Origin of the sequence: Kitasatospora sp. NPDC059673 (assembly GCF_042734215.1) — a bacterium.
GTDB lineage: Bacteria > Actinomycetota > Actinomycetes > Streptomycetales > Streptomycetaceae > Kitasatospora.
Genome location: NZ_JBHWEN010000033.1, coordinates 31,237 through 55,911, shown reverse-complemented (window position 1 = coordinate 55,911; position 24,675 = coordinate 31,237). Strand labels below are relative to the sequence as shown.

General features: G+C 71.5%; 23 protein-coding genes. 21 read left to right on the top strand and 2 right to left on the bottom strand.

Features of this window, described 5'->3' with window-relative positions; translation table 11 throughout:
* Positions 1-9 precede the first annotated feature (9 nt).
* A complete protein-coding gene (ftsY, locus tag ACFV18_RS29355) occupies positions 10-1,290 on the top strand; it encodes a signal recognition particle-docking protein FtsY (RefSeq protein WP_380488262.1) in 1,281 nt (426 codons plus the stop codon).
* A 90-nt stretch (positions 1,291-1,380) separates the two neighbouring features.
* On the opposite strand, the gene ACFV18_RS29350 is transcribed toward ftsY, so the two are convergent.
* Positions 1,381-2,046 (bottom strand): bifunctional DNA primase/polymerase, encoded by a 666-nt coding sequence (locus ACFV18_RS29350; protein WP_380488261.1) that lies wholly within the window; start codon positions 2,044-2,046, stop codon positions 1,381-1,383.
* A 434-nt stretch (positions 2,047-2,480) separates the two neighbouring features.
* Here ACFV18_RS29350 and ACFV18_RS29345 point away from each other — a divergent pair, with 434 nt between their 5' ends.
* The 7 genes from ACFV18_RS29345 (at position 2,481) to ftsH (ending at position 12,618) form a co-directional block, all read left to right on the top strand.
* Entirely contained in the window at positions 2,481-3,935 is a 1,455-nt protein-coding gene (locus tag ACFV18_RS29345) for a hypothetical protein (protein ID WP_380488260.1), read from the top strand.
* Between the two features lie 172 nt (positions 3,936-4,107).
* Positions 4,108-5,424 carry an ammonium transporter gene (locus ACFV18_RS29340; RefSeq protein ID WP_380488259.1) on the top strand — a complete coding sequence of 439 codons (1,317 nt, stop codon included), beginning with the start codon at positions 4,108-4,110 and terminating at the stop codon, positions 5,422-5,424.
* Entirely contained in the window at positions 5,421-5,759 is a 339-nt protein-coding gene (locus ACFV18_RS29335; protein ID WP_380488258.1) for a P-II family nitrogen regulator, read from the top strand. The genes ACFV18_RS29340 and ACFV18_RS29335 overlap by 4 nt, the downstream gene beginning before the upstream one ends.
* A gap of 2 nt (positions 5,760-5,761) precedes the next feature.
* Positions 5,762-8,146, top strand: a complete 2,385-nt coding sequence (locus ACFV18_RS29330) for a [protein-PII] uridylyltransferase (protein ID WP_380488257.1) — start codon at positions 5,762-5,764, stop codon at positions 8,144-8,146.
* A gap of 103 nt (positions 8,147-8,249) precedes the next feature.
* On the top strand, positions 8,250-9,803 hold the full coding sequence (gene ffh / locus ACFV18_RS29325) for a signal recognition particle protein (RefSeq protein WP_380488256.1): 1,554 nt from the start codon (positions 8,250-8,252) through the stop codon (positions 9,801-9,803).
* A 305-nt stretch (positions 9,804-10,108) separates the two neighbouring features.
* The gene (locus ACFV18_RS29320; protein ID WP_380488255.1) at positions 10,109-10,645 is read left to right on the top strand and encodes a GNAT family N-acetyltransferase; all 537 of its coding nucleotides are present in this window, start codon (positions 10,109-10,111) and stop codon (positions 10,643-10,645) included.
* Positions 10,646-10,713: 68 nt separating this feature from the next.
* Positions 10,714-12,618 carry an ATP-dependent zinc metalloprotease FtsH gene (gene ftsH / locus ACFV18_RS29315; RefSeq protein WP_380488254.1) on the top strand — a complete coding sequence of 635 codons (1,905 nt, stop codon included), beginning with the start codon at positions 10,714-10,716 and terminating at the stop codon, positions 12,616-12,618.
* Here ftsH and ACFV18_RS29310 read toward each other — a convergent pair.
* Complete coding sequence (locus ACFV18_RS29310; RefSeq protein ID WP_380488253.1) at positions 12,605-13,441, bottom strand: class I SAM-dependent methyltransferase; 837 nt, start codon at positions 13,439-13,441, stop codon at positions 12,605-12,607. The genes ftsH and ACFV18_RS29310 overlap by 14 nt on opposite strands.
* A 245-nt stretch (positions 13,442-13,686) precedes the next feature.
* Here ACFV18_RS29310 and proS point away from each other — a divergent pair, with 245 nt between their 5' ends.
* From proS to ACFV18_RS29245, 13 genes are all read left to right on the top strand, one after another.
* Positions 13,687-15,099, top strand: a complete 1,413-nt coding sequence (proS, locus tag ACFV18_RS29305; RefSeq protein WP_380488252.1) for a proline--tRNA ligase — start codon at positions 13,687-13,689, stop codon at positions 15,097-15,099.
* Positions 15,100-15,521: 422 nt separating this feature from the next.
* A complete protein-coding gene (locus ACFV18_RS29300; RefSeq protein ID WP_043916169.1) occupies positions 15,522-16,100 on the top strand; it encodes a hypothetical protein in 579 nt (192 codons plus the stop codon).
* A 302-nt stretch (positions 16,101-16,402) separates the two neighbouring features.
* Complete coding sequence (gene rpsP, locus ACFV18_RS29295; RefSeq protein WP_099902879.1) at positions 16,403-16,831, top strand: 30S ribosomal protein S16; 429 nt, start codon at positions 16,403-16,405, stop codon at positions 16,829-16,831.
* Between the two features lie 2 nt (positions 16,832-16,833).
* Entirely contained in the window at positions 16,834-17,073 is a 240-nt protein-coding gene (locus ACFV18_RS29290; protein ID WP_043916171.1) for an RNA-binding protein, read from the top strand.
* 159 nt (positions 17,074-17,232) lie between these two features.
* Positions 17,233-18,000, top strand: coding sequence for a ribosome maturation factor RimM (gene rimM / locus ACFV18_RS29285; RefSeq protein ID WP_380488251.1), 768 nt, complete (start codon positions 17,233-17,235; stop codon positions 17,998-18,000).
* A 5-nt stretch (positions 18,001-18,005) separates the two neighbouring features.
* Positions 18,006-18,824, top strand: a complete 819-nt coding sequence (trmD, locus tag ACFV18_RS29280) for a tRNA (guanosine(37)-N1)-methyltransferase TrmD (RefSeq protein ID WP_380488282.1) — start codon at positions 18,006-18,008, stop codon at positions 18,822-18,824.
* Between the two features lie 155 nt (positions 18,825-18,979).
* Positions 18,980-19,330, top strand: coding sequence for a 50S ribosomal protein L19 (gene rplS, locus ACFV18_RS29275; protein WP_030458810.1), 351 nt, complete (start codon positions 18,980-18,982; stop codon positions 19,328-19,330).
* Positions 19,331-19,695: 365 nt separating this feature from the next.
* On the top strand, positions 19,696-20,499 hold the full coding sequence (gene lepB, locus ACFV18_RS29270) for a signal peptidase I (protein ID WP_380488281.1): 804 nt from the start codon (positions 19,696-19,698) through the stop codon (positions 20,497-20,499).
* 31 nt (positions 20,500-20,530) lie between these two features.
* Positions 20,531-21,499 carry a signal peptidase I gene (gene lepB, locus ACFV18_RS29265; RefSeq protein WP_380488250.1) on the top strand — a complete coding sequence of 323 codons (969 nt, stop codon included), beginning with the start codon at positions 20,531-20,533 and terminating at the stop codon, positions 21,497-21,499.
* Positions 21,500-21,704: 205 nt separating this feature from the next.
* Positions 21,705-22,628: a signal peptidase I gene (gene lepB / locus ACFV18_RS29260; RefSeq protein ID WP_380488249.1), complete on the top strand. Its 924-nt coding sequence runs from the start codon at positions 21,705-21,707 to the stop codon at positions 22,626-22,628.
* 167 nt (positions 22,629-22,795) lie between these two features.
* Positions 22,796-23,545: a signal peptidase I gene (gene lepB / locus ACFV18_RS29255; RefSeq protein WP_380488248.1), complete on the top strand. Its 750-nt coding sequence runs from the start codon at positions 22,796-22,798 to the stop codon at positions 23,543-23,545.
* A gap of 70 nt (positions 23,546-23,615) precedes the next feature.
* Positions 23,616-24,089 (top strand): NUDIX hydrolase, encoded by a 474-nt coding sequence (locus ACFV18_RS29250; protein WP_380488247.1) that lies wholly within the window; start codon positions 23,616-23,618, stop codon positions 24,087-24,089.
* Between the two features lie 56 nt (positions 24,090-24,145).
* Positions 24,146-24,472, top strand: coding sequence for a DUF2469 domain-containing protein (locus tag ACFV18_RS29245; protein ID WP_030458804.1), 327 nt, complete (start codon positions 24,146-24,148; stop codon positions 24,470-24,472).
* The last annotated feature ends 203 nt before the right edge of the window (positions 24,473-24,675 follow it).

The window sequence follows — 24,675 nt, the reverse complement described above, 5'->3', positions numbered from 1 at the left end:
GGACGGGTTATGGAATACGTGATCCTTGCCGTTGTCATCGCGGTGGTCGCCATCGGCGCGATCACCGGACTCGTCGTTTCCGGCAAACGACGCAAAGAGCTCGACAAGCCGAGCCAGACCCCGACGATCACCGCGCCGCCCACCGCGGACACCACGAGCGCGCCCGCCAAGCCGGCCGAGACCGCCGCCCCGCCGACCGCCGAGCAGCCTGCGGCCGCAGAGCCGACGGTCGAGAAGCCCGCGGCAGAGACGCCGGCGGCGCAGAAGCCGGCGGCGCAGAAGCCGGCGGTCGAGGAACCGGCGGTCGAGAAGCCCGCCGAGGAGGTGCGGATCGAGGAGGCGGAGGCCGCCCCCGCGATCGAGGTCCCCGAACCCACCGCCGGCCGCCTGGTGCGCCTGCGCTCGCGGCTCTCCCGCTCGCAGTCCACGCTCGGCAAGGGCCTGCTCACCCTGCTCTCCCGCGACCGCCTCGACGAGGACACCTGGGAAGAGATCGAGGAGACCCTCCTCACCGCCGACGTCGGCGTCGGCGCCACCCAGGAGCTCGTCGACAACCTGCGCACCCGGGTCAAGGTGCTCGGCACCCGCACCCCCGACGAGCTGCGCGGACTGCTCCGCGAAGAGCTGGTCAAGCTGATCGGCCCCGACACGGACCGCACCGTCCACTCCGTCAAGACCGACGGCGGCCCCGCCGTGGTCCTGGTGGTCGGCGTCAACGGCGTCGGCAAGACCACCACCACCGGCAAGCTCGCCCGCGTCCTGGTCGCCGACGGCCGCAGGGTCGTGCTCGGCGCCGCCGACACCTTCCGCGCCGCCGCCGCCGACCAGCTCCAGACCTGGGGCGAACGGGTCGGCGCGCACACCGTCCGCGGCCCCGAGGGCGGCGACCCGGCCTCCGTCGCGTTCGACGCCGTCAAGCAGGGCATCACCGAGAAGGTCGACACCGTCCTGGTGGACACCGCCGGGCGACTGCACACCAAGACCGGCCTGATGGACGAACTCGGCAAGGTCAAGCGAGTCGTCGAGAAGCACGGCCCGGTGGACGAGGTCCTGCTGGTGCTCGACGCCACCACCGGCCAGAACGGCCTGGTGCAGGCCCGGGTGTTCGCCGAGGTCGTGGACATCACCGGCATCGCCCTCACCAAGCTGGACGGCACCGCGAAGGGCGGCATCGTGATCTCGGTGCAGCGCGAACTCGGCGTGCCCGTCAAGCTGATCGGCCTCGGCGAAGGCGCGGACGACCTGGCTCCGTTCGAGCCGGGAGCGTTCGTGGACGCGCTGCTCGGCTAGCCGCCCGGCTGATCCACCCGCAAGGTCCGTTCGAGGAGGGACGTTCTCTCCTGGAACGGGCCTTGCTGTGTGTGAGTCTCCGGACGGGCCCTAGCTCGCGAGCAGCGTCGCCCGGTCGCGGGCGCGGTGGCAGGCGTACGCCAGGGTGCCCAGCAGCAGGCGGGCCTCCGGCGGGGGGTTGTCCGCGGTGGGGCGGCGCAGCCATCGCATGGGGCCGAGGGTGCCGAGGGCGACCGGGGGCGCGGCCAGGTAGGAGCCGAGGCCGTGGCAGGTGAGGTCGAGCGAGGCGTCGTCCCAGCCCATCCGGTAGAGCAGGTCGGGCAGGCGCTCGGCGGTGCGCGGGGCGACGAAGAGCAGCAGCCGGCCGGTGGGGGAGGCGAGGACGGGGCCGACCTGGGTGCCCATCCGTTCGAGCCGGACCAGGGCCTGGAGGCCGGGCCGGGCCGGTACGTCCAGCACGTCGAACTGGTGGCCGGTGGGGAGCAGCAGCGGCGCGTCCGCCGGACAGCTCGCGGCGAGTTCGGCGGCGCCGGTGCCGGGGGCGATCAGCGGGCCGACCTCGTGGTGCAGGTTGGGCGCGGCGCAGAGCGGGACGGCGCACTCGCAGCGGACCGAGGGGTGCGGGGGCGGGCTGCCGGCGGCGAGCGTCCAGCCCCAGCGCCCGGAGTACTCGGTGGCGGCCCGGAGCGCGGTGGGCCGGGTGCGGCGACGGGCGCCGAGGGGCGCGAGTCGCAGGGTGCCGAACAGCTTGTCCATGCCTCCTCCAACAGGCTCCGGTTGCCGGTGGTTACGGGATGGTGACAGTGCGTCGCCCGGTGGGCGTGTGCTGCGTGGTGCGCCGGAGGCGCGCGCGGACCGGCGCACACCGATTCGGGCGGCTTGGGCGAGCAAGCGCCTTGCCCCGCTGGTTCGGATGCCGGATCGTCGTTGCCGCACGCGTGCCTCCGTCGGGTCCGGGCATGTGCCGTGGTCATGCCGGGCTGACACCCAGTGAATCGTGGCTCCACGCCCGGTAGTTCACTCGTGGGGGTGGCGAAAGGTGGCGTTTCCGCGACGTTGCTCCCTCGGATGGCGGAGGGACGCTACGTTCTGGATACGGAATGCAGCGGACCGGTCACAGCGGTGCCGCGGAATGACGAGTCGTCAAGGCGAGCGGGAGCCCCGGTCCGGGGCGGGATGGGGACGGTCCCATGGGTGAGAAGCAGCCGAACGAGAAGCTGGGCTCCTGGTTCGCGCGCAGTGGCTGGTCGAAGGGCGAGCTGGCGCGCCAAGTGAACCGGCGGGCACGCCAGATCGGCGCGCACCACGTCTCCACGGACACCTCGCGGGTGCGCCGTTGGCTGGACGGCGAGCAGCCGCGCGAGCCGATCCCGAAGATCATGTCCGAGCTGTTCTCCGAGCGCTTCGGCTCGGTGGTGTCGATCGAGGATCTCGGCCTGCGCGCCGCCATCCCGGTGACCACCGTCGGCGCCGGGGTGGATCTGCCGTGGAGCCCGCAGCAGACCGTGCAGGCGATCAGCGAGTACTCACGCAGCGACCTGATGCTCAACCGCCGTGGTTTTCTGGGCACTTCACTGGCACTGACGGCGGGCGCGGCACTGATCGAGCCGATGCAGCGCTGGCTGACGCCGGGCCCGAACGGTGAGCCCACCCCGATCCTGGCGGCGGCCAACGGCGGCGAGCAGTTCTCCGGGCGGCTGTCCGAGCCGGAGATGCAACTGCTGGAGCAGACCACCGAGATGTTCCGGAAGTGGGACGCCCAGAACGGCGGCGGCCTGCGCCGCAAGGCCGTGGTGGGCCAACTGCACGAGGTCACCGACCTGCTGCAGGAGACCTACCCGGAGGCCACCACCAAGCGGCTGTTCCGGCTCACCGCCGAACTCGCCCACCTGGCGGGCTTCATGTCCTACGACGTGGGCATGCACCCGAGCGCGCAGAAGTACTACGTGCTGGCGCTGCACGCCGCCAAGGAGGCCGGGGACCGGCCGTTCGGCGCGCACGTGCTGACCGACATGTGCCGGCAGATGATCCACCTGAACCGCGGCGAGGACGCACTGGAGCTGATCCACCTCGCCCAGTACGGCAGCCGGGACACCGCCAGCACCCGCCAGCAGTCGCTGCTGTACGCGATGGAGGCCCGCGCGTACGCCACCATCGGCGAGGTCAACCGCTGCGCCCGGGCGATCCGGCTCTCGGAGGACACCTTCAGCGACATCAACACCGGTGACGAGACGCCGAATTGGCTGCGGTTCTTCTCGGCGGCCGAGCTCAACGCGGAGAACGGGCACTCCTACCGGGACTTGGCGTACACCTCGGACCGGAGCACCGCGATGGCGAAGGCCGCCGAGCCGATGATCACCAAGGCGGTCGACCTGTTCCGCAAGGACGGCGACCACGTCCGCACCTACGCGTTCAACCTGGTCGGCATGGCCTCGGTGCGGCTGCTCCAGCGGGAGCCGGAGGAGGCCGCGGAGTACTGCGAGGCGGCGGTGGACATCGCCCGCAAGGTCCGCTCGGAGCGCCTGAACACCCGGGTCCGCAAGACCTCCGAGGCGGCCACCAGGGACTTCCGCGGCGTGCCCGGGGTGGACCGGCTGGCCGAGCGGGTGGTTCAGGACATCCCGGAGTTCGTCTCGGTGATCTGATCCCGCCCTCCCGGTTCACGCGCTCGTAACGGACGCGTCAACCACGTCACTGCGGTGAAACACCAGGCCGCATCGGCGGAAACCCGCCTTCGGCACGCTCCTCCCATCGCCGCCATGCCGGGACAGGCACACGTCCCGGCACGGAGCGGCTTCCAGCTGGGAGGAGACGCCGATGCCGGACGGCTTCAGCGCGGGCGACACCGCCTTCGTGTTCATCAGTGCGGCCCTGGTCATGGTGATGACCCCGGGTCTGGCCTTCTTCTACGGCGGCATGGTCAGGGTCCGGAGCACCCTCAACATGCTCGCCATGAGCTTCGTCTCGCTCGCGATCGTCAGCGTGCTCTGGGTGCTCTACGGGTACTCGTTGGCCTTCGGGCCGGACGCCGGCGCCGGGCTGATCGGCAACCTCGACTTCGTGGGGCTGCGCGGCATCGACCTGAACGCGCTCACCGGCAGCATCCCGGTCACCGCGTTCGCCGCGTTCCAGCTGATGTTCGCGGTCATCACCCCGGCGCTGATCAGCGGCGCGATCGCGGACCGGGCCAGGTTCGCGTCCTGGAGCCTGTTCGTGGCGCTCTGGGTGACGATCGTCTACTTCCCGGTCGCGCACTGGGTGTTCTTCTTCGACGGCGGCCACGGCGGCTGGCTCGGCGACCGGGCCGGCGTGATCGACTTCGCCGGCGGCACCGCCGTGCACATCAACGCCGGAGCGGCGGGCCTGGCCCTGGTGCTGGTGCTGGGCCCGCGGATCGGCTTCCGGAAGGATCCGATGCGCCCGCACAGCCTGCCGCTGGTGATGCTCGGCTCCGGCCTGCTGTGGTTCGGCTGGTTCGGCTTCAACGCGGGCTCGGCGCTGGCCGCCAACGGCGTCGCCGGGATGGCGTTCATGAACACCCAGGTCGCCACCGCCGCCGCGATGCTCGGCTGGCTCGCGTACGAGCGGCTGCGGCACGGCGCGTTCACCACCCTGGGCGCGGCGTCCGGCGCGGTGGCCGGGCTGGTCGCCATCACCCCGGCCTGCGGTTCGGTGTCGCCGCTCGGCGCGATCGCCCTCGGCCTGGTCGCGGGCGCGGTGTGCGCCGCCGCGATCGGCCTCAAGTACCGCTTCGGGCTCGACGATTCGCTCGACGTGGTCGGCGTCCACCTGGTCGGCGGCGTGATCGGCTCGCTGCTGGTCGGCCTGTTCGCCACCGGCCACGTCGGGCAGCAGGCGGCCGGCCTGTTCTACGGCGGCGGGTTCGGCCAGCTCGGCCGGCAGGCGCTCGGCGTGGCCGCCGTGCTGGTGTACTCGTTCGTGCTCTCCTGGCTGCTGGGCACGGCGATCCAGAAGACGATCGGCTTCCGGGTCGCCGCGGACGTCGAGGTGGCCGGCATCGACCAGGCCGAACACGCCGAGTCCGCCTACGACTTCACCACCCTCGGGGCCGGCCCGGCCCGCCTTGCCGCCAGCTTCACCACCACCGAGAAGACCGAGGTCGACGCCCGATGAAGCTCATCACCGCCGTCATCAAGCCGCACCGCCTGGACGAGGTCAAGGAGGCCCTGCAGGCGTTCGGGGTGCACGGGCTGACCGTCACCGAGGCCAGCGGGTACGGGCGGCAGCGCGGCCACACCGAGGTCTACCGGGGCGCCGAATACACCGTCGACCTGGTGCCCAAGGTCCGGGTCGAGATACTGGTCGAGGACGAGGACGCCGAGCAGCTGATCGACGTGGTGGTCAGGGCCGCCCGCACGGGGAAGATCGGCGACGGCAAGGTCTGGTCGGTCCCGGTGGAGACCGTGGTGCGGGTCCGGACCGGCGAACGCGGTCCCGACGCGCTCTGACCATGACGACCGACCCCGGCGACCGCGGCCACCTCGCCGAACGCGCCCGGCTGCTGGCCGATTCCGCCGGCACCGGCCGCGACCGGCGCACCGCCCTGGCCCGGCTCACCGACCACTGGCTGACCGGCCTCCACCGGACGGCCGGTGCCCCCGCCCGCACCGCCCTGGTCGCGGTCGGCGGCTACGGCCGCGGCGAACTCTCCCCGCGCAGCGACCTGGACGTGCTGCTGCTGCACGACGGCCCGCTCGACCCCGAGGTCGCCGAACGGATCTGGTACCCCGTCTGGGACAGCGGCATCGCCCTCGACCACGCCGTCCGCACCCCCGCCGAGGCCCGCCAGGTCGCCGCCGAGGACCTCAAGGCCGCCCTCGGCCTGCTGGACGCCCGCCACCTGGCCGGAGACGGGCAGCTGACCGCCGGGCTGCGCACCCAGGTGCTCGCCGACTGGCGCGCCGCCGCCCCCGCCCGGCTGCCCGAGCTGCGGGCCCTCGGCCGGGCCCGGGCCGAACGCCACGGCGAACTCTCCTTCCTGCTCGAACCCGACCTCAAGGAGTCCCGCGGCGGCCTGCGCGACCTCGCCGCACTCGACGCGATCGCCGCCAGCTGGCTCGCCGACGCCCCCCGCGACGGCCTGGACGCCGCCGCCCGCACCCTCGCCGACGTCCGCGACGCCCTGCACCTCAGCACCGGCCGGGCCACCGAACGGCTCGCCCTGCAGGACCACGACCAGGTCGCCGAACAGCTCGGCGTCCCGGACGCCGACACCCTGCTGCGCCGGGTCTACGAGGCCGCCCGCACCGTCGCCTACGCCTCCGACGTCACCTGGCGGGCCGTCGACCGGGTGCTCGCCGCCCGCACCCGGCGCGGCCGCCTCTTCCGCGGAGCGCGCCGAGGCACGCCCGTCGAACGCCGCCCGCTGGCCGAGGGCGTGGTCGAGCAGGACGGCGAGGCGGTGCTCGCACCGGCCGCCCGGCCCGCCACCGACCCGGTGCTGCCGCTGCGCGCCGCCGCCGCGGCCGCCCAGGCCGGGCTGCCCATTGCCCACGCCACGGTGCGTCGGCTGGCCGCCGAGACCGGACCGCTGCCGGTTCCCTGGCCCGACGAGGCCCGGGACAGGCTGGTCGGCCTGCTCGGCGCCGGCGAGGCCTGCCTGCCGGTGTGGGAGGCACTGGACACCGAGGGGCTGATCGCCCGGCTGCTGCCCGACTGGGAACGGGTCCGCTGCCGCCCCCAGCGCAACGCCGTGCACTGCTGGACCGTCGACCGGCACCTGATCGAGACCGCGGTGCGGGCCGCCGCACTGACCCGCCGCACCGCCCGCCCCGACCTGCTGCTGGTGGCCGCCCTGCTGCACGACCTCGGCAAGGGCCTGCCCGGCGACCACTCCGAGGCCGGCGAGGCGATCGTCCGCGAGCTGGCCGCCCGGATGGGCTTCGACCGGGCCGACACCGACACCCTGGCGCTGCTGGTGCGCCACCACCTGACGCTGGTGGACACCGCCACCCGCCGCGACCCCGACGACCCGGCCACCGCCGACCTGATCGCGAAGACCGTCGGCGACCGGACCCACCTGGAGCTGCTGCACGCGCTCACCGAGGCCGACGCCACCGCCACCGGCCCCGCCGCCTGGTCCGCGTGGCGGGCCTCGCTGGTCGACCAGCTGGTCGACCGCACCGCCGCCCGCCTGGCCGGCGCCCCCCGGCCGCCCGCCACCGGCACCCCGACCGCCGAACAGGAACGCCTCGCCGTCGAGGCCGCCCGCACCGGCGGCCCCGCGCTCGCCCTGCGCGCCGAACTCGACGCCGACGGAACCGAGTCCGTCGGCGTCGAGCTCACCCTCGCCGTCCCCGACCGCCCCGGCCTGCTCGGCACCGTGGCCGGCCTGCTCGCCGTGCACCGCCTGACCGTCCGCAAGGCCGTCCTGCGCGAACTCGACCCGGCCGGCGCCGGCCCCGTCCTGCTGATCTCCTGGACAGTGGCCGCCGAGTACGGCGACGTCCCCGAGACGGCCCGGCTGCGCGCCGACCTGCGCCGCGCCCTGGACGGCTCGCTGGACGTGGCCCGCCGACTCGCCGAGCGCGACGCCGCCGCCCCGCGCCGTCCCGGTATCCGCACCCCGCCGCCGGTGGTCACCGTCGCCCCCGGCACGGCGTCCCACTCCGCGACCGTCCTGGAGGTGCGCGCCCACGACGCGCCCGGCCTGCTGCACCGGATCGGCCGGGCCCTGGACGCCGCGGGCGTACGGGTCCGCACCGCGCAGGTGTCCACCCTGGGCGCGGAGGCGGTGGACGCGTTCTACCTGACCACCGAGGACGGCCGGCCGCTGGAGCCGGAGCGCGCACAGCAGGTGGCACAGGCCGTGCGGGACGCTCTGAAGACCGGCTGAGAGCCCGTTCACGCAGGGGCGCAGACCGTCCATCGGGCGTACGGCTACCCTTGGGGGCGACGACAGTACCCGTACTCGATGCCGCAAGGGACCCGCGACCGACGTGTTCGACACTCTCTCCGACCGCCTCGCAGCGACGTTCAAGAACCTCCGGGGCAAGGGCCGTCTCAGCGAGGCGGACATCGACGCCACCGCGCGTGAGATCCGGATCGCCCTGCTGGAGGCGGACGTCGCGCTCCCCGTGGTCCGCGCCTTCATCAAGCAGGTCAAGGACCGCGCCCTCGGCTCCGAGGTCTCCGGCGCGCTGAACCCCGCCCAGCAGATCATCAAGATCGTCAACGAGGAGCTGATCGGCATCCTCGGTGGCGAGACCCGCCGCCTGAAGTACGCCAAGACCGGCCCGACGGTGATCATGCTGGCCGGTCTCCAGGGCGCCGGTAAGACCACCCTGGCCGGAAAGCTCGGCCACTGGCTCAAGGCACAGAAGCACACCCCGCTGCTGGTCGCCTGCGACCTCCAGCGCCCCAACGCCGTCACCCAGCTCGGCGTCGTGGCGGAACGGGCCGGCGTCGCCTTCTACGGCCCGCAGCCCGGCAACGGCGTCGGCGACCCGGTGCAGGTCGCCCGCGACTCCATCGAGTACGCCAAGCAGAAGCAGTACGACGTCGTGATCGTCGACACCGCCGGCCGCCTCGGCATCGATGCCGAACTGATGCAGCAGGCCGCGGACATCCGCGCCGCCGTCAACCCGGACGAGGTCCTGTTCGTGGTCGACGCCATGGTCGGCCAGGACGCGGTCACCACCGCGCAGGCCTTCCTCGAAGGTGTCGACTTCACCGGCGTGGTGCTCTCGAAGCTCGACGGCGACGCCCGCGGCGGTGCCGCGCTCTCCGTCGCGCACGTCACCGGCCGCCAGATCATGTTCGCCTCCAACGGCGAGAAGGTCGACGACTTCGACGCCTTCCACCCCGACCGGATGGCCTCGCGCATCCTCGGCATGGGCGACGTCCTCTCGCTGATCGAGAAGGCCGAGCAGACCTTCTCGCAGGCCGAGGCCGAGAAGATGGCCGCCAAGCTGCAGGGCGGCGGCAAGGAATTCACGCTCGACGACTTCCTGTCGCAGCTGGAGCAGGTCCAGAAGATGGGCTCGATCTCCAAGCTGCTCGGCATGCTCCCCGGCATGGGCCAGATCCGGGACCAGATCAACAACATCGACGACAAGGACGTCAACCGGGTCGGCGCGATCATCAAGTCGATGACCCCGGCCGAGCGCACCGACCCGAAGCTCATCAACGGCTCGCGCCGCCTGCGCATCGCCAAGGGTGCCGGCGTCCAGGTCGGCGAGGTCTCCAGCCTGGTCGAGCGGTTCTTCGACGCCCGCAAGATGATGTCCGCGATGGCCTCCGGCAAGGGCATCCCGGGCATGCCCGGCATCCCCGGCATGGGTGGCGGCGGCAAGCGCTCCGGCAAGAAGGCCCCGGTCGCCAAGGGCAAGCGCAAGAGCGGCAACCCGCTCAAGCGGGCCCAGGAGGAGGCGGCGGCCGCCGAGCGCAAGGCCCTCGGGCCGGGCCAGGCCGACGGCAACGCGTTCGGCCTCCCGGCGGGCAAGGGGCCGGCGGACTTCGAGCTGCCCAAGGAGTTCAAGGACCTGCTGTAAGGCGGGTGCCGGACCAGGCAGAGCGCACCCGGGGCGCGGGGGAGACTTGCGCGAATAGTTGGGTGCGAAAGGAGGGGCGCGGGGAGACTTGCGCGAGCGGTTGGGATGCGAAGACAGGGGTGCGGGGAGACCTGCACGAGCGGTTGGGTGCACAAACAGGGGCGCGGGGAACTGCGCGACCAGCCATGCACCGGTCCGCAAGGTCGCGATCAATGGCAAGTCATTGCCCGCGTCGCGATCTTGCTGGTGGGTGCCTTCCGCTTCGCGCAGTTCCCCGCGCCCCTGTTTTCGCACCCGCCTGCGCAATGATGGCTGGCATGCGCGTAACCATCCGAGCCCCTCGCCCCGATGATGTCGTTCCCTATGCCGATGCGGTGCGGCGCTCCGCCGAACACATCGGGCGGTGGAACCCGGTGGAGCCGGACGGTCTGCCGGATTTGCTGAGCCGTCAGGGGGCGGGCCTGCGGACGTTCCTGATTTTCGATCAGGAGACCGGCGGCATGGTCGGCAAGTGCAATGTGGCGAACATCGTGATGGCCCGGTTCCGCAACGGCGTGCTGGGCTACGACTCGTACGTGCCGTTCGCCGGGACGGGCCGGATGTCGGAGGGGATGCGGCTGGTGGTGGAGCGGTGCTTCACGCCGGCCGAGCAGGGCGGGCTGGGGCTGCACCGGCTGGAGATCAACGTGCAGCCGGACAACGAGCGTTCGGTGGCGATGGCGCGCCGGCTGGGCTTCCGGCACGAGGGGTTCACGCCGCGGATGCTGTTCCTGCAGGGCGCCTGGCGGGATCACGAGCGGTTCGCGCTGACGGCGGAGGAGTGGCCGACCCCCGTGCGCTGACGGGCGGCGTCGCGGCGTCGCGGCGTTGCGCGCCGACCAGCGGACGGAATGTCCGTATCGTCCGGCTGGTGAGCAACCCCGTGCCGCCGCGTCAGACCCCCGACCAGCCCTGGCGCTCCGAGGGGGCGCCGCCGCCCGCGCCGCCGAAGAAGAAGATGCCGGGCGGGTGGACGGGCCTGATTCTCACCGCCCTGGTGGTGTTCCTGCTGTCCGACCTGCTGCTGAGCTTCTTCGGTGGCGGTGGTTCCACCACCATCTCGTACACCGAGTTCAGCAAGCAGCTCAACAGCGGCAACATCACCAAGATCTACTCCAAGGGCGACTCCATCGAGGGCACCCTGAGGAACAAGCAGCCCAAGCCGGACGGCGGCAAGGGCGACTACAGCGAATTCACCACCCAGCGCCCGGCGTTCGCCACCGACAACCTCTGGGGCACCCTCCAGGCGCAGAACGTCGAGGTGATCGCCCGCCCGGTGGTGCAGCAGCGCAGCTTCCTGGCCAACCTGCTGATCTCGCTCGCCCCGATGCTGCTGCTGATCGCGGTCTGGGTGTTCCTGGCCCGCCGGATGGCCGGCGGGCTCGGCGGTGGCGCACTCGGCCGCAAGGCCCCGCCGAAGCCGGTGGACACCAGCCAGGGCCGCCGCAGCACCTTCCAGGACGTGGCCGGCATCGACGAGGTGGAGGCCGAACTCAGCGAGGTCGTCGACTTCCTGAAGAACCCGCAGGCCTACCGCCGACTGGGCGCGAAGATGCCGCGCGGCGTCCTGCTGTCCGGTCCGCCCGGCACCGGCAAGACCCTGCTCGCCCGCGCGGTCGCCGGGGAGGCGGACGTCCCGTTCTTCTCCGCCTCGGCGTCCGAGTTCATCGAGATGATCGTCGGCGTCGGTGCCAGCCGGGTCCGCGACCTGTTCGCCGAGGCCCGCAAGGTCGCCCCCGCGATCATCTTCATCGACGAGATCGACACCATCGGCCGCCAGCGCGGCGGCGGTGGCGGCATGGGCGGCCACGACGAACGCGAGCAGACGCTCAACCAGATCCTCACCGAGATGGACGGCTTCTCCGGCTCCGAGGGCGTCATCGTGATCGCCGCGACCAACCGGGCCGAGATCCTCGACCCCGCGCTGCTGCGTCCCGGCCGCTTCGACCGGCGGATCACCGTCAGCCCGCCCGACCGGGCCGGCCGCGAACAGATCCTGCGGATCCACAGCCGCGAAGTCCCGCTGGCCGAGGGCACCGACCTCGACATCGTCGCCCGCACCACCCCCGGCATGACCGGCGCCGACCTGGCCAACCTGGTCAACGAGGCCGCGCTGCTGGCGGTCAAGCGCCAGCAGGACGCGGTCGACCAGGAGAACCTGTCCGAGGCCCTGGAGAAGGTCCAACTCGGTGCGGTGCGACCGCTGGTGATGCCCCAACAGGAACGCGAACGCACTGCCTACCACGAGTCCGGGCACGCCCTGCTCGGCATGCTCCAGCCCGGCGCCGACCCCGTCCGCAAGGTCACCATCGTGCCGCGCGGCCGCGCCCTCGGCGTCACGCTCTCCACCCCCGACACCGACCGCTACTCCTACACCGAGCCCTACCTGCGCGGCCGGATCATCGGCGCGCTCGGCGGGATGGCCGCCGAGCAGGTGGTGTACGGCGTGGTCACCACCGGCGCCGAGAGCGACCTCGAACAGCTCACCACCATCGCTCGCTCGATGGCCGGCCGCTGGGGCATGAGCAGCCTGGTCGGCCGGGTCACCGCCATCCCCAACGACGGCCAGTCCCCGTACGGCCTGTCCGCCGCCCCCACCACCCTGGACGCGGTCGACGAGGAGGCCCGCCGGATCGTCGCCGAATGCTGGGAGGAGGCGATCGTCCTGCTGAACCGGCACCGCCACCGCCTCGACGCCCTCGCCACCGCCCTGCTGGAGGCCGAGACCCTGGACGAGGACGCCGCCTACGCCGCCGCCGGACTCAGCCGCGACTAGGGCCGCTCCGGCCCAGGTTCTCGTCATCCGGATCCGGCCGGGCGCCCGCCACCCAGCGGTACTCGTTCACCATCCGCACCGAGCCGTCCGGGCACCGGTACGGATGCAGTGCCTCCTCCAGCTCCTTGGCCACCAGCGCCGCCCCGGCCTGCTGCTCCGCCCGGTCGAACAGGCCGGTGGCCAGCAGACCGCGGATCGCCGAGTCCAGGTCCGCGTACGCGAACGGGCAGACCACCCGGCCGGCCATCGACGGGCGCAGACCGGCGGAGACCAGCAGCGACTCCAGTGCTGCGGGCGCGGGTTCCTCCCGGTCCTCCGACGGGGTGTGCCGGTGCGCCACCTCCAGCACCGCCGTGCTCTCGCAGCACTCCGCCGGGCCCCGGTCCGCGAGCACCAGCAGCCCACCGGGGAGCGTGCGCTGCGCCGACCAGGCGACCAGCGCGGGCGTCGGCGACTGCTCGAAAACCGTCACCAGGGAGTGCGCCGGCCGGGGGACGGAGTGCGCCGAACGGGCGAGGCTCCCACCGGGCGCCACCTCCAGCCCGCGGGCCACCGCCAGCTCCCGCAGCTCCTCGTCCCACTCCACCCCCGCGACCTGCGCCCCGCGCCCCTCGGCGAGCAGCAGCGCCAGCCCGGACCGGCACCCCACCCCGAGCAGGCTGGTCGCCGCGCCGACCTCAAGCCGCCGGTAAACGTCCTGGTAGAGGGGGACGAGCATGCGCTCCTGGATCTCCGCCCAGTCCCGCGCCCGACCGCGCCGCTCCGCCGGACCGTCCGCCCGGACCCGGTCCACGGTGCTGCCGGTCACTCGCGCTGAAGCCATCACGGCCTCCCAATCGGTCCACGTCGGTCCTCGGAATCGGCTGCGTGTGCCGCAGCCCGGCACCCCCCCGGCCCCTCTCAGCGAACAGCGGGTCGCCGCCGTCGTCCAGAGGGGTGCGAGCAGGTCTCCGCGCGCCACAGGTGTGCGCCCCGGGGTGTGCGCGGGCGTGCTCCCCGCCCCGTCTGCGGGCCGGGGCGGCGAAACGGATTCACGGTCCGGCCGCCGCTCCCCGTACCATTCGGCCCATGGCTAAGGCACCCGTTCTCACCCCCCAGGCGGAAGATTTCCCGCGCTGGTACCAGGACCTCATCAACAAGGCAGAGCTGGCCGACAACGGTCCGGTGCGGGGCACCATGGTCATCCGACCGTACGGCTACGGCCTGTGGGAGCGGATGCAGCAGGAGATGGACGCCCGGATCAAGAAGGCCGGCGCCCAGAACGCGTACTTCCCGATGTTCATCCCGCAGTCCTACCTGACCAAGGAAGCCGAGCACGTGGAGGGCTTCGCCCCCGAGCTCGCGGTGGTCACCCACGGCGGCGGCAAGGAGCTCGAGGAGCCGGTGGTCGTCCGGCCCACCTCCGAGACGATCATCAACGAGTACTTCTCCAAGTGGGTGCAGAGCCACCGCGACCTGCCGCTGCTGATCAACCAGTGGGCCAACGTGGTCCGTTGGGAGCTGCGCCCGCGCGTCTTCCTGCGCACCACCGAGTTCCTCTGGCAGGAGGGCCACACCGCCCACGCCACCTACGAGGACGCCCGCGACTACGCCTCGCGCATCCACACGGAGGTCTACGGCGACTTCATGACCAACGTGCTCGGCATCGACGTGGTGCTCGGCCGCAAGACCGCCCGCGAGCGTTTCGCCGGTGCCATCAACACCCTCACGCTCGAAGGCATGATGCGTGACGGCAAGGCCCTGCAGATGGGCACCAGCCACGAGCTGGGCCAGAACTTCGCCAAGGCCTTCAACACCACCTACCAGCTCCAGGGCGCCGAGCGCGAGTTCGTCTGGCAGACCTCCTGGGGCGTCTCGACCCGCATGGTCGGCGGCCTGATCATGTCCCACGGCGACGACAACGGTCTGCGGGTCCCGCCGCGGCTGGCCGCCGTCCAGGTCGTGGTCCTGGCCATCAAGGGCGAGGACGCGGTGCTGGCCAAGGTCCGCGAGATCGGTGCCCAGCTGGAGGCCGCGGGCGTCCGGGTGGTCGTCGACGACCGCACCGACACCCCGTTCGGCCGCCGCGCCGTGGACTGGGAGCTCAAGGGCGTGCCGCTGCGCATCGAGGTCGGCCCGCGCGACCTGGAGGCCGGCACCGCGATGCTGGCCCGCCGGATCGCCGGCGGCAAGTCGCCGGTCCAGGTCGACTCCCTGGCCGCGATCGTCCCCGGCATCCTGGAGGAGGACCAGGCGCAGCTGCTGCGTGAGTCCCGCGAGCGCCGCGAGGCCCGCACGGTGGACGTCAAGACCATCGACGAGGCCGTCGAGGCCGCCGCCACCGGCTGGGGCCGGATCTCCTGGGCCGACCTCGGCCCCGAGGGCGAGGCCAAGTTGGCCGAGCAGGGTGTGTCGGTGCGCTGCATCGTCGCTGCGGACGGCACCGTGCCGGCCGCCGACGACCAGGAAGGCAACCTCGCCCTGGTGGCCCGCGCGTACTGATCCGACCGCCGCAGGCGTCCCGGGGCTCCGGCCCGGGGACCCTGTGCGGAGCGTGATCACCGCGATGAGCTGCGGGTGTCCCGGTCGGCCGCTGCCGAACCCGAACCCCGGCTCGGGTGTTGGTAGTTGAGACTACTGACCAGTCAACTCCCGGGAGTACCTGACAAGCGGTACGGTATACGGCCCGTGGCCCTGTCAATTTTCGGACAGGTCGCGGGCCGTCCGCCGTGGGGATGTTGGGCTCCGCGACGGGTGCCGAGAGCCCGGCGAAGGCGCCGGGCCCAAACGTGCAGGGGGTTGGTCTTGCGTCAGTTCGGAACCGCGCAATTCGCGTGCGAAAGTACATTCCTGAGAGTTCGCTGGGAATTCCCGAACCACCGGGTCCAGCGGAACATCGGCTCTCTCCCCATCGTTGGTACAGCGTGAGCACGACACAGCCCCTCGTCCTTGCGGCCGAACTGGCCGCCGCCTGGAGCGACATCCAGGCCCACCACCGGGACCTGCCCGACCTGGCGTCTCCCGAGGCGCTGATCGGCGAGTCCTCGTCGGCCTGCGGCACCCGGCTCAACTTCGAGCGCCTGCTGCACGAGGCCGCGCACGGCCTGGCCGCTGCCCGGGAGATCCGCGACACCTCGCGGGCCGGGCGCTACCACAACCGCCGCTTCCTGCTGCTCGCCTCCGAGCTGGGCCTGGCCCACCCGGTCGAGCCGCACGCCAGCAGCGGCTTCTCCCAGGTGACGATGGGCCACGAGACCCGCGAACGCTACGCCGAGACCATCGAGCGTCTCGACCGCGCGCTCGGGGCTCATCAGCTCGCCGTCGCCGGCGAGGGCAACCACCGCGCCTTCCGCGGACCGGCCGCCCGGCACGGTTCCTCGGGCGGCGGCGTGCGGGTCAAGGCGGTGTGCGGCTGTGGCCGCAACGTCCGCGTCGTCCCGTCCGTGCTGGCGCAGGCCTCGATCGTCTGCGGCGCCTGCCAGCAGCCTTTCAAGATCGCTTGACAGCCGTTGAAGAACGCTTGATCCGGGCCGCGGGCGGGGTGTCCGCGGACCGGCCACGAGTCGGCCGGCCCCTTCGGGGGGCGGTCGACACAGCTTTTTCCGGCCCTGATGGTGCTCGGGGGCGTGCGGGGGCGCGGTTCGGGGGGCCTCGGCAATGTGGCAGAATGGACAGCTGAGTACTCGGCAGCCAGGCAGGACCCTCTCTCCTAACGGCTGGCGTGTCCCTTGAACGGCACCTCGCGCCGCAGCCCCACGCGGCGGAGCGCTGCTCACCCACGTCAAGACCAGGAGAATCCACAACCGTGGCTGTCAAGATCAAGCTGAAGCGTCTGGGCAAGATCCGCTCCCCGCACTACCGCATCGTCGTCGCCGACTCGCGCACCAAGCGTGACGGCCGCGCGATCGAGGAGATCGGCATCTACCAGCCGACCTACAACCCCTCGAAGATCGAGGTCGACAGCGACCGCGCCCAGTACTGGCTGTCCGTCGGCGCCCAGCCGACCGAGCCGGTGCTCGCCATCCTCAAGCTGACCGGCGACTGGCAGAAGTTCAAGGGCCTGCCGGCTCCGGCGCCGCTGAAGGTCGCCGAGCCCAAGGTCGAGGACTTCTCGCACCTGTTCGCCAAGGCCGTCGCCGGCTTCGAGGACGCCACCACCGGTGTCGCCATCACCCCGAAGGCCAAGAAGTCGGACAAGGCTGACGAGGCCGAGGCCGCTTCCACCGAGGCCTGAGCATGATCGAGGAAGCCCTCGACCACCTGGTGAAGGGCATCGTCGAGCACCCGGACGAGGTGCAGGTCCGCTCGCGGAACCTGCGCCGCGGCCACACCATCGAGGTGCGGGTGCACCCCGACGACCTCGGCAAGGTGATCGGCCGGGGCGGCCGCACGGCACGCGCACTGCGCACCGTGGTCGGCGCCCTCGGCGGTCGCAACGTCCGGGTCGACCTGGTCGACGTGGACAGCATTCGCTGACCTCCTCGATCGACCGGCAACGTCAACCGACAGGTCGACCACCGGGTTTCCGGACCGGCCGGGACGCATCCGTCCCGGCCGGTCCTTCCCGTTTTCCGGCTTTTTGTACCTCACCACCTCGCTCGCCTCACCCAGGCTCATCTCAGGAGAACGATCACCGTGCAGCTCGTCGTCGGCAAGATCGGCCGCGCCCACGGCATCCGAGGGGACGTCAGTGTCGAGGTCCGCACCGACGAGCCGGAACTGCGGCTCGGCCCCGGCGCGGTCCTCCTCACCGACCCGGCCGGCATCGGACCACTGACCGTCGAGTCCGGCAAGGTGCACAGCGGACGCCTGCTGCTGCGCTTCGCCGGAGTCAAGGACCGCACCGCCGCCGAGGCGCTGCGCGGCACCTTCCTGATCGCCGAGGTCGACCCGGACGAGACCCCCGAGGACCCCGACGAGTACTACGACCACCAGCTGATCGGCCTGGACGTCGTCCTCACCGACGGCACCTTGATCGGCGAACTCACCGAGGTGGTCCACCTCCCCTACCAGGACCTGCTCACCGTCCAGCGCCCCGACGGTACCGAGGTGCTCATTCCGTTCGTCGAGCAGATCGTCCCCACCATCGACCTGGACGAGCAGCGCGCCGTGATCACCCCGCCGCCCGGCCTGATCGACCCCGCCGACGCGGTGGTCGCCTCCTCGCGCAAGGACGCGGGGAGTGCTGCTGCCGACGACGCCGAAGGCGCTGACGGCTCCGAGGGCTCGGACGATTCCGAGGGACCAGCCGACGCCGAGGGCTTGGACTCCGGGGGCTCCGACTCCGAAGGCCCCGGCGCCGAGGGCTCTGACGGCTCCGAGGGACCGGCCGCCGCCGAGGGCTCGGACTCTGAGGGATCGGACTCTGAGGGCTCTGACGACTCGACCGGGGGTGCGGCGTGACCGACATGCGGATCGACGTCGTCACGATCTTCCCCGAGTACCTGGAACCGCTGAACGTCTCGCTGGTCGGCAAGGCCCGTGCTCGCGGCCAGCTCGACGTGCACCTGCACGACCTGCGGCAGTGGACCACCGACATTCACCGCACCGTGGACGACACCCCCTACGGCGGTGGCCCCGGCATGGTGATGAAGCCCGAGCCCTGGGGCGCGGCGCTGGACGCCGTCCTCGCGGCCGGACCCGAGGGCGAGGTGCCGACCCTGGTGGTGCCCACCCCCAGCGGCCGGCCGTTCACCCAGGAACTCGCCCAGGACCTGGCCGCCCGCAACTGGTTGGCCTTCGCGCCCGCCCGTTACGAGGGCATCGACCGCCGAGTCATCGAGGAGGCCGCGACCCGGATGCCCGTGGTCGAAGCCTCCATCGGCGACTACGTCCTGGCCGGTGGCGAGGTCGCCGTCCTGGTGATGGTCGAGGCGATCGCCCGGCTGCTGCCCGGCGTGCTCGGCAACGCCGAGTCGCACCGGGACGACTCCTTCGCCCCCGGCGCCATGGCCGACCTGCTGGAGGGCCCGGTGTACACCAAGCCCGCCGAGTGGCGCGGCCGCGAGGTGCCGGAGATCCTGCTCAGCGGCCACCACGGGAAGATCGCCCAGTGGCGGCGCGAGCAGGCCTTCGCCCGCACGCTTGCCAACCGGCCCGACCTGGTGGCCCGTTGGCAGCGTGACGCGTTCACCAAAAAGGAACGTGAAGCACTCAGCGTCCTCGGCCTGGCCTGGGACGACGCCGCCGGCCGATTTCGGTCTGCGGTAGAGCCTGTGGAAGAATAGGCGACTGCTGTCTGTCGCCCGGCTCCCCTCGTGGGGGTCAGTGGACCGGTGCCTCCGCCACGGGGGGTTCATCGTCAACCGAAGCGGCCCGCAGCATCACCCAGTTGAGACGAATTTCCGTGGGCGGCCCGTGGCGCCTGCGATGGAGAGCAACGATGAGCAACAAGCTCGCTGCTGTCGACGCGGCCTCGCTGCGCACCGACATCCCCGCCTTCCGCCCCGGCGACACCCTGAAGGTGCACGTCCGAGTCATCGAAGGCAACCGCTCGCGCGTCCAGGTCTTCCAGGGCGTTGTCATCCGTCGTCACGGCGCCGGCATCGGTGAGACCTTCACCGTCCGCAAGGTCAGCTTCAACGTCGGTGTCGAGCGCACCTTCCCGGTGCACACCCCGGTCGTCGAGAAGATCGAGGTCGTGACCCGCGGTGCGGTTCGCCGCGCCAAGCTGTACTACCTGCGTGACCTCCGCGGCAAGGCCGCGAAGATCAAGGAGAAGCGCGACGCGTGATCGCGCAGGCTCGACGGGGTAAGGTCTTCCGACCGGTTTAGACCGGGAGGATAAGCTCACCCCCGATGAGCACGCACGAGCCACCGACGGACCGCGACGGCAGTCCCGCACCCACGGGTACGGACACACCGGCGCGGTCCGTTGCCGTTTCCGGGGCCGCACCCGGCAGCGGGGCCGTACCCGGCAGCGGGGCCACAGCCGACAGCGGCGCGGCAGCCACTGCCGGTGGCGGCGCGGGGCCCGTGGTGGACTCCGCTGCGGCTGCGGCTGCTGGTGACGGTGCTGGTGGTGGCGCCGACAGCGATACCGATGCCGACTCTGTGGCCGTGGCCGGGGCCGTGACCGTGGCCGGTTCTGGGGCCGTGATCGACGCCGAGGCAGAGGGTGACGCCGCGAGTAGGGGCCGGGCCGACGACCCGGACGCCGGAGGCGACGCAGAGGGCGAGGGCGAGGGTGACGCCGCCGCCGCCGCCGAGTCCGAGTCCGAGTCCGAGGACGGCGGTGGGCGGCGGTGGTCGCGGGACCTGCTGTGGATCGGCGCGGTGTGCGTGGCGGCGCTGCTGTTGGTGAACGCCTTCGTGGCCCGGCCCTTCGCGGTGCCGTCCGGCTCCATGGAAGGCACCCTGCGGCCGGGCGACCGCGTGCTGGTCAACCAACTCGCCTACGCCTTCGGTGGGCACCCGCAGCGGGGCGATGTGGTGGTCTTCGACGGCATCGGCTCCTTTCTGCCGTACCAGGACGAACCGTCCGGCGTGAAGCACCTGCTGACCAAAGCCGGACTGGCCCCGGCCGGCGACACGGTCTACGTGAAGCGGGTGATCGGCGTGGGCGGCGACAGGATCACCTGCTGCGGCTCCGACGGCCGCCTCCGGATCAATGGAGTGCCGCTGGATGAGAGCGGCTATTTGCTCCCCGGTGACGCACCGTCGGCGGTGCCGTTCGACATCGTGGTTCCTTCCGGCAAGTTGTGGGTGATGGGCGACCATCGCAGCGCGTCCCGCGACTCCCGGGACCACCTCGGCGAACCCGGCGGCGGCACCGTGCCCGTGGATCGCGTGATCGGACGCGCCGACTGGCTGCTGTTCCCCCTTGGCCGGACGACCTCGCTCGACCGGCCGGCGGCATTCGCCGCGATTGAGGGGACCGGTGGCCATGGGGAGCAGAGGTAGACCCAGGGCCGTCCCCGACGGAGCGGGCAGCGTGGCCAAGGCCGATGGCGCCGAGGCTGCTGACACTGCAGGCGTGCCTGGCGTAGCCGAGGGGGCCGAAGAGGTCGAGGGGACGGCCGAAGGCGGTGGGGACGGTGCCGCGGGCAGCCGGCCTGCGAGGGGCCGCGCCGAGCGCCGGCGGACCGCCAAGCGGGCTGAGCGCCGTGGCCGTCGCCCCTTTCTGCGTGAACTCCCGGTGATCGTGCTGGTGGCATTGGTCATTGCCCTGGTACTGAAGACCTTCCTGGTCCAGGTGTTTGTCATTCCTTCCGGTTCGATGGAGCCGACCCTGCAGGTCGGCGACCGGGTCGTGGTCGACAAGCTCACCCCGTGGTTCGGCTCGGAGCCGGAGCGCGGCGAGGTGGTGGTGTTCAAGGACCCGGGCGACTGGCTGGAGAAGGACCACAAGCCGTCCACGGACGGGTCCGTGCTGCACAAGGTCACGTCGGTGTTCTCCGCGGTGGGCCTCCTTCCTTCCGATGACGAGCGGGACTTGATCAAGCGGGTGATCGGTGTCGCCGGCGACACCGTGGAGTGTTGTGACGCCCAGGGCCGGCTGAGCGTGAACGGCACCCCGCTGGACGAGCCGTACGTTGCGCCCGGCAACGTGCCCTCGCGGATCACCTTCAAGGTGACAGTCCCTCAGGGGCGGTTGTGGGTGATGGGGGATCATCGCGACCTGTCCGCGGACTCCCGCTACCACATGGCCAATTCGGGCGCCGGGACCGTCCCGGTGGCGAACGTGGTCGGTCGTGCGTTCGTGATTGCGTGGCCGCTCTCCCACTTCGGTCAACTGGGTGTTCCCGATTCACTCTCCTCCGTGCCGGTGCAGGTGGCAGGATCATCGGCCGTTGGGCCGATTCCTGCGGAACCCCCGCTCGTTATGGGTGTGTTGGGCGTCCTCCCGGTCGTTGTGCGGCGGTGGAGAACGAACCGGTGGGCCGGGCCGACGTCCGACTGACGGTTCGGTCGGCGCGTGGGAACACGGGTCGGCTGACCGGGAGTGATAGAGAAGTGCTGAAGTGCTCGGTTCCGGCCTGGTGTCGGGCGTGCCCGGGTAGGGCAAGCCAGAGGCGGGTTGTCGGTCGATCGCAGAGTGTGGTGCCCGCTGTGCGGCACTGGTGAGCGCGGACGCGCAGGCGTCCGCACAGCAGGGAGGAGATGTCGTGGGGGATCTGGTGATCGGTGCCCGCTCAGGTGCTCCGGAGCCTGACGGGGAGCCTTCGGGCAACTCCGAGGGGCGGCACGTGGAGGACGGTGACGCCCTGCGGGCGGCCGAGTCCGACGCGGCAGAGGAGAGCGATTCGGCGGCGCCGGCCGGGGCCAAGAAGGCTCCCAAACAGCGTTCCTTCTGGAAGGAACTGCCGATCCTGGTCGGCATCGCCCTGATCCTGGCTCTGGTGATCAAGACCTTCTTCGTCCAGGCGTTCTCGATTCCGTCGGGTTCGATGGAGAACACGCTCCAGGTCGGTGACCGCGTACTGGTCGACAAGCTCACCCCGTGGTTCGGCGCGGAGCCGGAGCGCGGCGAGGTGGTGGTCTTCAAGGACCCGGGCGGCTGGCTGAACGACGAGCCTGCCCAGCGCAGCAGCAACTCCTTCGTACGCGGCATCCAGGATGTCTTCAGCTTCATCGGGCTGATGCCGTCCAGCGACGAGAAGGACCTGATCAAGCGCGTCATCGCGGTCGGCGGTGACACCGTCGAGTGCCAGGGCACCGGCCCGGTCAAGGTGAACGGCATCGCACTCGACGAGCCGTACATCTTTCCTGGCAACACCCCGTGCGGGGAGAAGCCGTTCGGTCCGGTGAAGGTGCCGGAGGGTCGGATCTGGGTGATGGGCGACCACCGCGCCAACTCCCTGGACTCCCGGTTCCACATGGACCAGCCGGGCGGCGGCACCGTGCCGGTCGGGAACGTTGTCGGCCGCGCGTTCGTGGTGGCCTGGCCGATCGGCGACTGGGCGACGTTGCCCGTCCCCGACACCTTCGACCAGAAGGGTCTGGCCGTCGGCGGGCCGCTCGCTCCGCCGCTGGCCGGTGCGGCCCTGGCGGCCCCCGCCGTGTGGTGGGTGCGCAAGCGCCGTCGCTGACCGGTCGCAGACCGTCCGCGACTGACTCTTGCGCGGGCCGTGGTACTCGTGAGTAATCTGCTCGCACGTGCCACGGCCCGCAGTGCTGTCCAGCCCAGGACAGCGAGGCCCAGGTAGGTAGCGAGCGCTCGCCCGGAGCGCGTGAGCGCTAGGAGAGGGCGAAGCCGATGAGCAGCGTCGCGGAACGGACACCGCCCACCGAAGTCCAACCGGCCCGCCGTCGGAGCGCGGCGTCGATCGTGCAGGGCGTGGTGATCGCGATCGGATTCGTGATGCTGATCGGGGGCTTCGCGATGCTCGCCATCCAGTACCGGCCCTACAAGATCCCCACCGGATCGATGAGTCCCACCCTGGAGATCGGCGACACCGTCCTCGCCCACACCGCTGACGAGAAGTCGATCGGACGCGGCGACATCGTGGTCTTCCAGGACCCGGATTGGGGCAACGCCACCTTGGTCAAGCGGGTGGCCGCCGTCGGTGGCGACACCGTCTCCGGCGACCGCGAGGGGCGGATCACCGTCAACGGCCACCAGGTGGAGGAGCCCTACCTGGCGAAGGCCACGGTGGTCGCCACGACATTCTCGGTGACGGTGCCCGAGGGACGGCTGTTCCTGCTCGGCGACTTCCGCGGGAACTCGATAGACTCGCGCAGCCACCTGGATGTGGCCTTCGGCTCCGTTCCTGCCTCCGGAGTGAAGGCGAGGGTCGAGGCGGTGATCCTGCCGCTGTCCCGCGCAGGGTTGGAGGGGCGCACTGCGACCTTCGACGAACTGGGTGCGCCGCGTGCGCACCAAGCGGGTGTGTTGGTGCCCGCCAGCTGGACGGCGGTCGGCGGGGCAGCCCTGATCGTCCTCGCTTCGGCGGCGGGTTGGGCGGTCTCGCTGGGCCGCAAACTGCAGAGGCGGCGGAAGGCCTGAATCGGGGGCCGGCCAGACCTCGGGTCCGGCCCGGAAACGTGCGCAGAACCTCAGGACGGAGCTGAACCAGGTGGCGGTCGAGCGTCGCAAGGCTGTTCGCGTGCTGCTGCTGGACCCGGAGGGGCGCGTCCTGCTGCTGCAGGGGACCGATCCGGCCGCGCCGGGCGTCGATTGGTGGATCACGCCAGGCGGCGGCATCGAGCCGGGCGAGAGCCCGGCCGAAGCGGCCCGGCGTGAACTGGCCGAGGAGATCGGGCTGACCGAGGTGGAGTGGGGACCGCTGATTGCGTACGGCACGGTGGAGTTCTCCTTCCGGGGCAGGAACTACGAACAGGAGCAGTGGTTCCACCTGGCCCGCATCGGGCGGAGCGAGGTGGCACTTCGGCAGAGCGGGGCGGAGGAGCACGCACTGCTGCTCTCCGCCCGGTGGTGGACGGTGGGGGAGTTGAGGACCACTGAGGAGACCGTGTATCCGCGCGGACTGGCCGCGCTGATGGAGCAGGTTCTGACGGAAGGACCGCCAGAACCGCCAGTACGGCTCTGAGCACGGGCCCGGTGGTCCACAATGGGGTGGACGTGACGAGTGAGGGGACGCTTGGAATGAGTGCCGAAGACCTCGAGAAGTACGAGACCGAGATGGAGCTCAAGCTCTACCGGGAGTACCGGGATGTCGTCGGCCTGTTCAAGTACGTGATCGAGACCGAGCGGCGTTTCTATCTGACGAACGACTACGACCTGCAGGTGCATTCGGTGCAGGGCGAGGTGTTCTTCGAAGTGTCGATGGCGGATGCGTGGGTCTGGGACATGTACCGACCGGCCCGGTTCGTTCGGAAGGTCCGCGTTCTGACTTTCAAGGACGTGAATATCGAGGAACTGGCCAAGAGCGATCTCGAGCTGCCCTCGGACGATTCCGCGTTCGGGAACTGACCGTTCTGCGGCTGAACGGCCGGCCCGGGAGTGCCCCAGGCCCGACTGCCCAGGGTGGGCGGGGAATGGCGCGGCCGACCGCACGCATCCTTCCACCCGAGCAGCCGCACCATGATGACCTGCGGCGATGCCCGGGCCACCGAGACTGGTCGCTGAGATCGCCGGCTGTCCAGCGCATTTCGGGTTTGCCACTCGAACGAGCG

Coding starts and splice junctions, on each gene's coding strand:
- proS (WP_380488252.1), top strand. CDS start 13,687: ATGGCTAAGGCACCCGTTCTCACCCCCCAGGCGGAAGATTTCCCGCGC.
- rplS (WP_030458810.1), top strand. CDS start 18,980: ATGAGCAACAAGCTCGCTGCTGTCGACGCGGCCTCGCTGCGCACCGAC.
- ACFV18_RS29290 (WP_043916171.1), top strand. CDS start 16,834: ATGATCGAGGAAGCCCTCGACCACCTGGTGAAGGGCATCGTCGAGCAC.
- ftsY (WP_380488262.1), top strand. CDS start 10: ATGGAATACGTGATCCTTGCCGTTGTCATCGCGGTGGTCGCCATCGGC.
- ACFV18_RS29330 (WP_380488257.1), top strand. CDS start 5,762: ATGACGACCGACCCCGGCGACCGCGGCCACCTCGCCGAACGCGCCCGG.
- ACFV18_RS29340 (WP_380488259.1), top strand. CDS start 4,108: ATGCCGGACGGCTTCAGCGCGGGCGACACCGCCTTCGTGTTCATCAGT.
- ACFV18_RS29245 (WP_030458804.1), top strand. CDS start 24,146: ATGAGTGCCGAAGACCTCGAGAAGTACGAGACCGAGATGGAGCTCAAG.
- lepB (WP_380488248.1), top strand. CDS start 22,796: ATGAGCAGCGTCGCGGAACGGACACCGCCCACCGAAGTCCAACCGGCC.
- ACFV18_RS29350 (WP_380488261.1), bottom strand. CDS start 2,046: ATGGACAAGCTGTTCGGCACCCTGCGACTCGCGCCCCTCGGCGCCCGT.
- ACFV18_RS29335 (WP_380488258.1), top strand. CDS start 5,421: ATGAAGCTCATCACCGCCGTCATCAAGCCGCACCGCCTGGACGAGGTC.
- ACFV18_RS29320 (WP_380488255.1), top strand. CDS start 10,109: ATGATGGCTGGCATGCGCGTAACCATCCGAGCCCCTCGCCCCGATGAT.
- ACFV18_RS29310 (WP_380488253.1), bottom strand. CDS start 13,441: ATGGCTTCAGCGCGAGTGACCGGCAGCACCGTGGACCGGGTCCGGGCG.
- trmD (WP_380488282.1), top strand. CDS start 18,006: ATGCGGATCGACGTCGTCACGATCTTCCCCGAGTACCTGGAACCGCTG.
- ACFV18_RS29345 (WP_380488260.1), top strand. CDS start 2,481: ATGGGTGAGAAGCAGCCGAACGAGAAGCTGGGCTCCTGGTTCGCGCGC.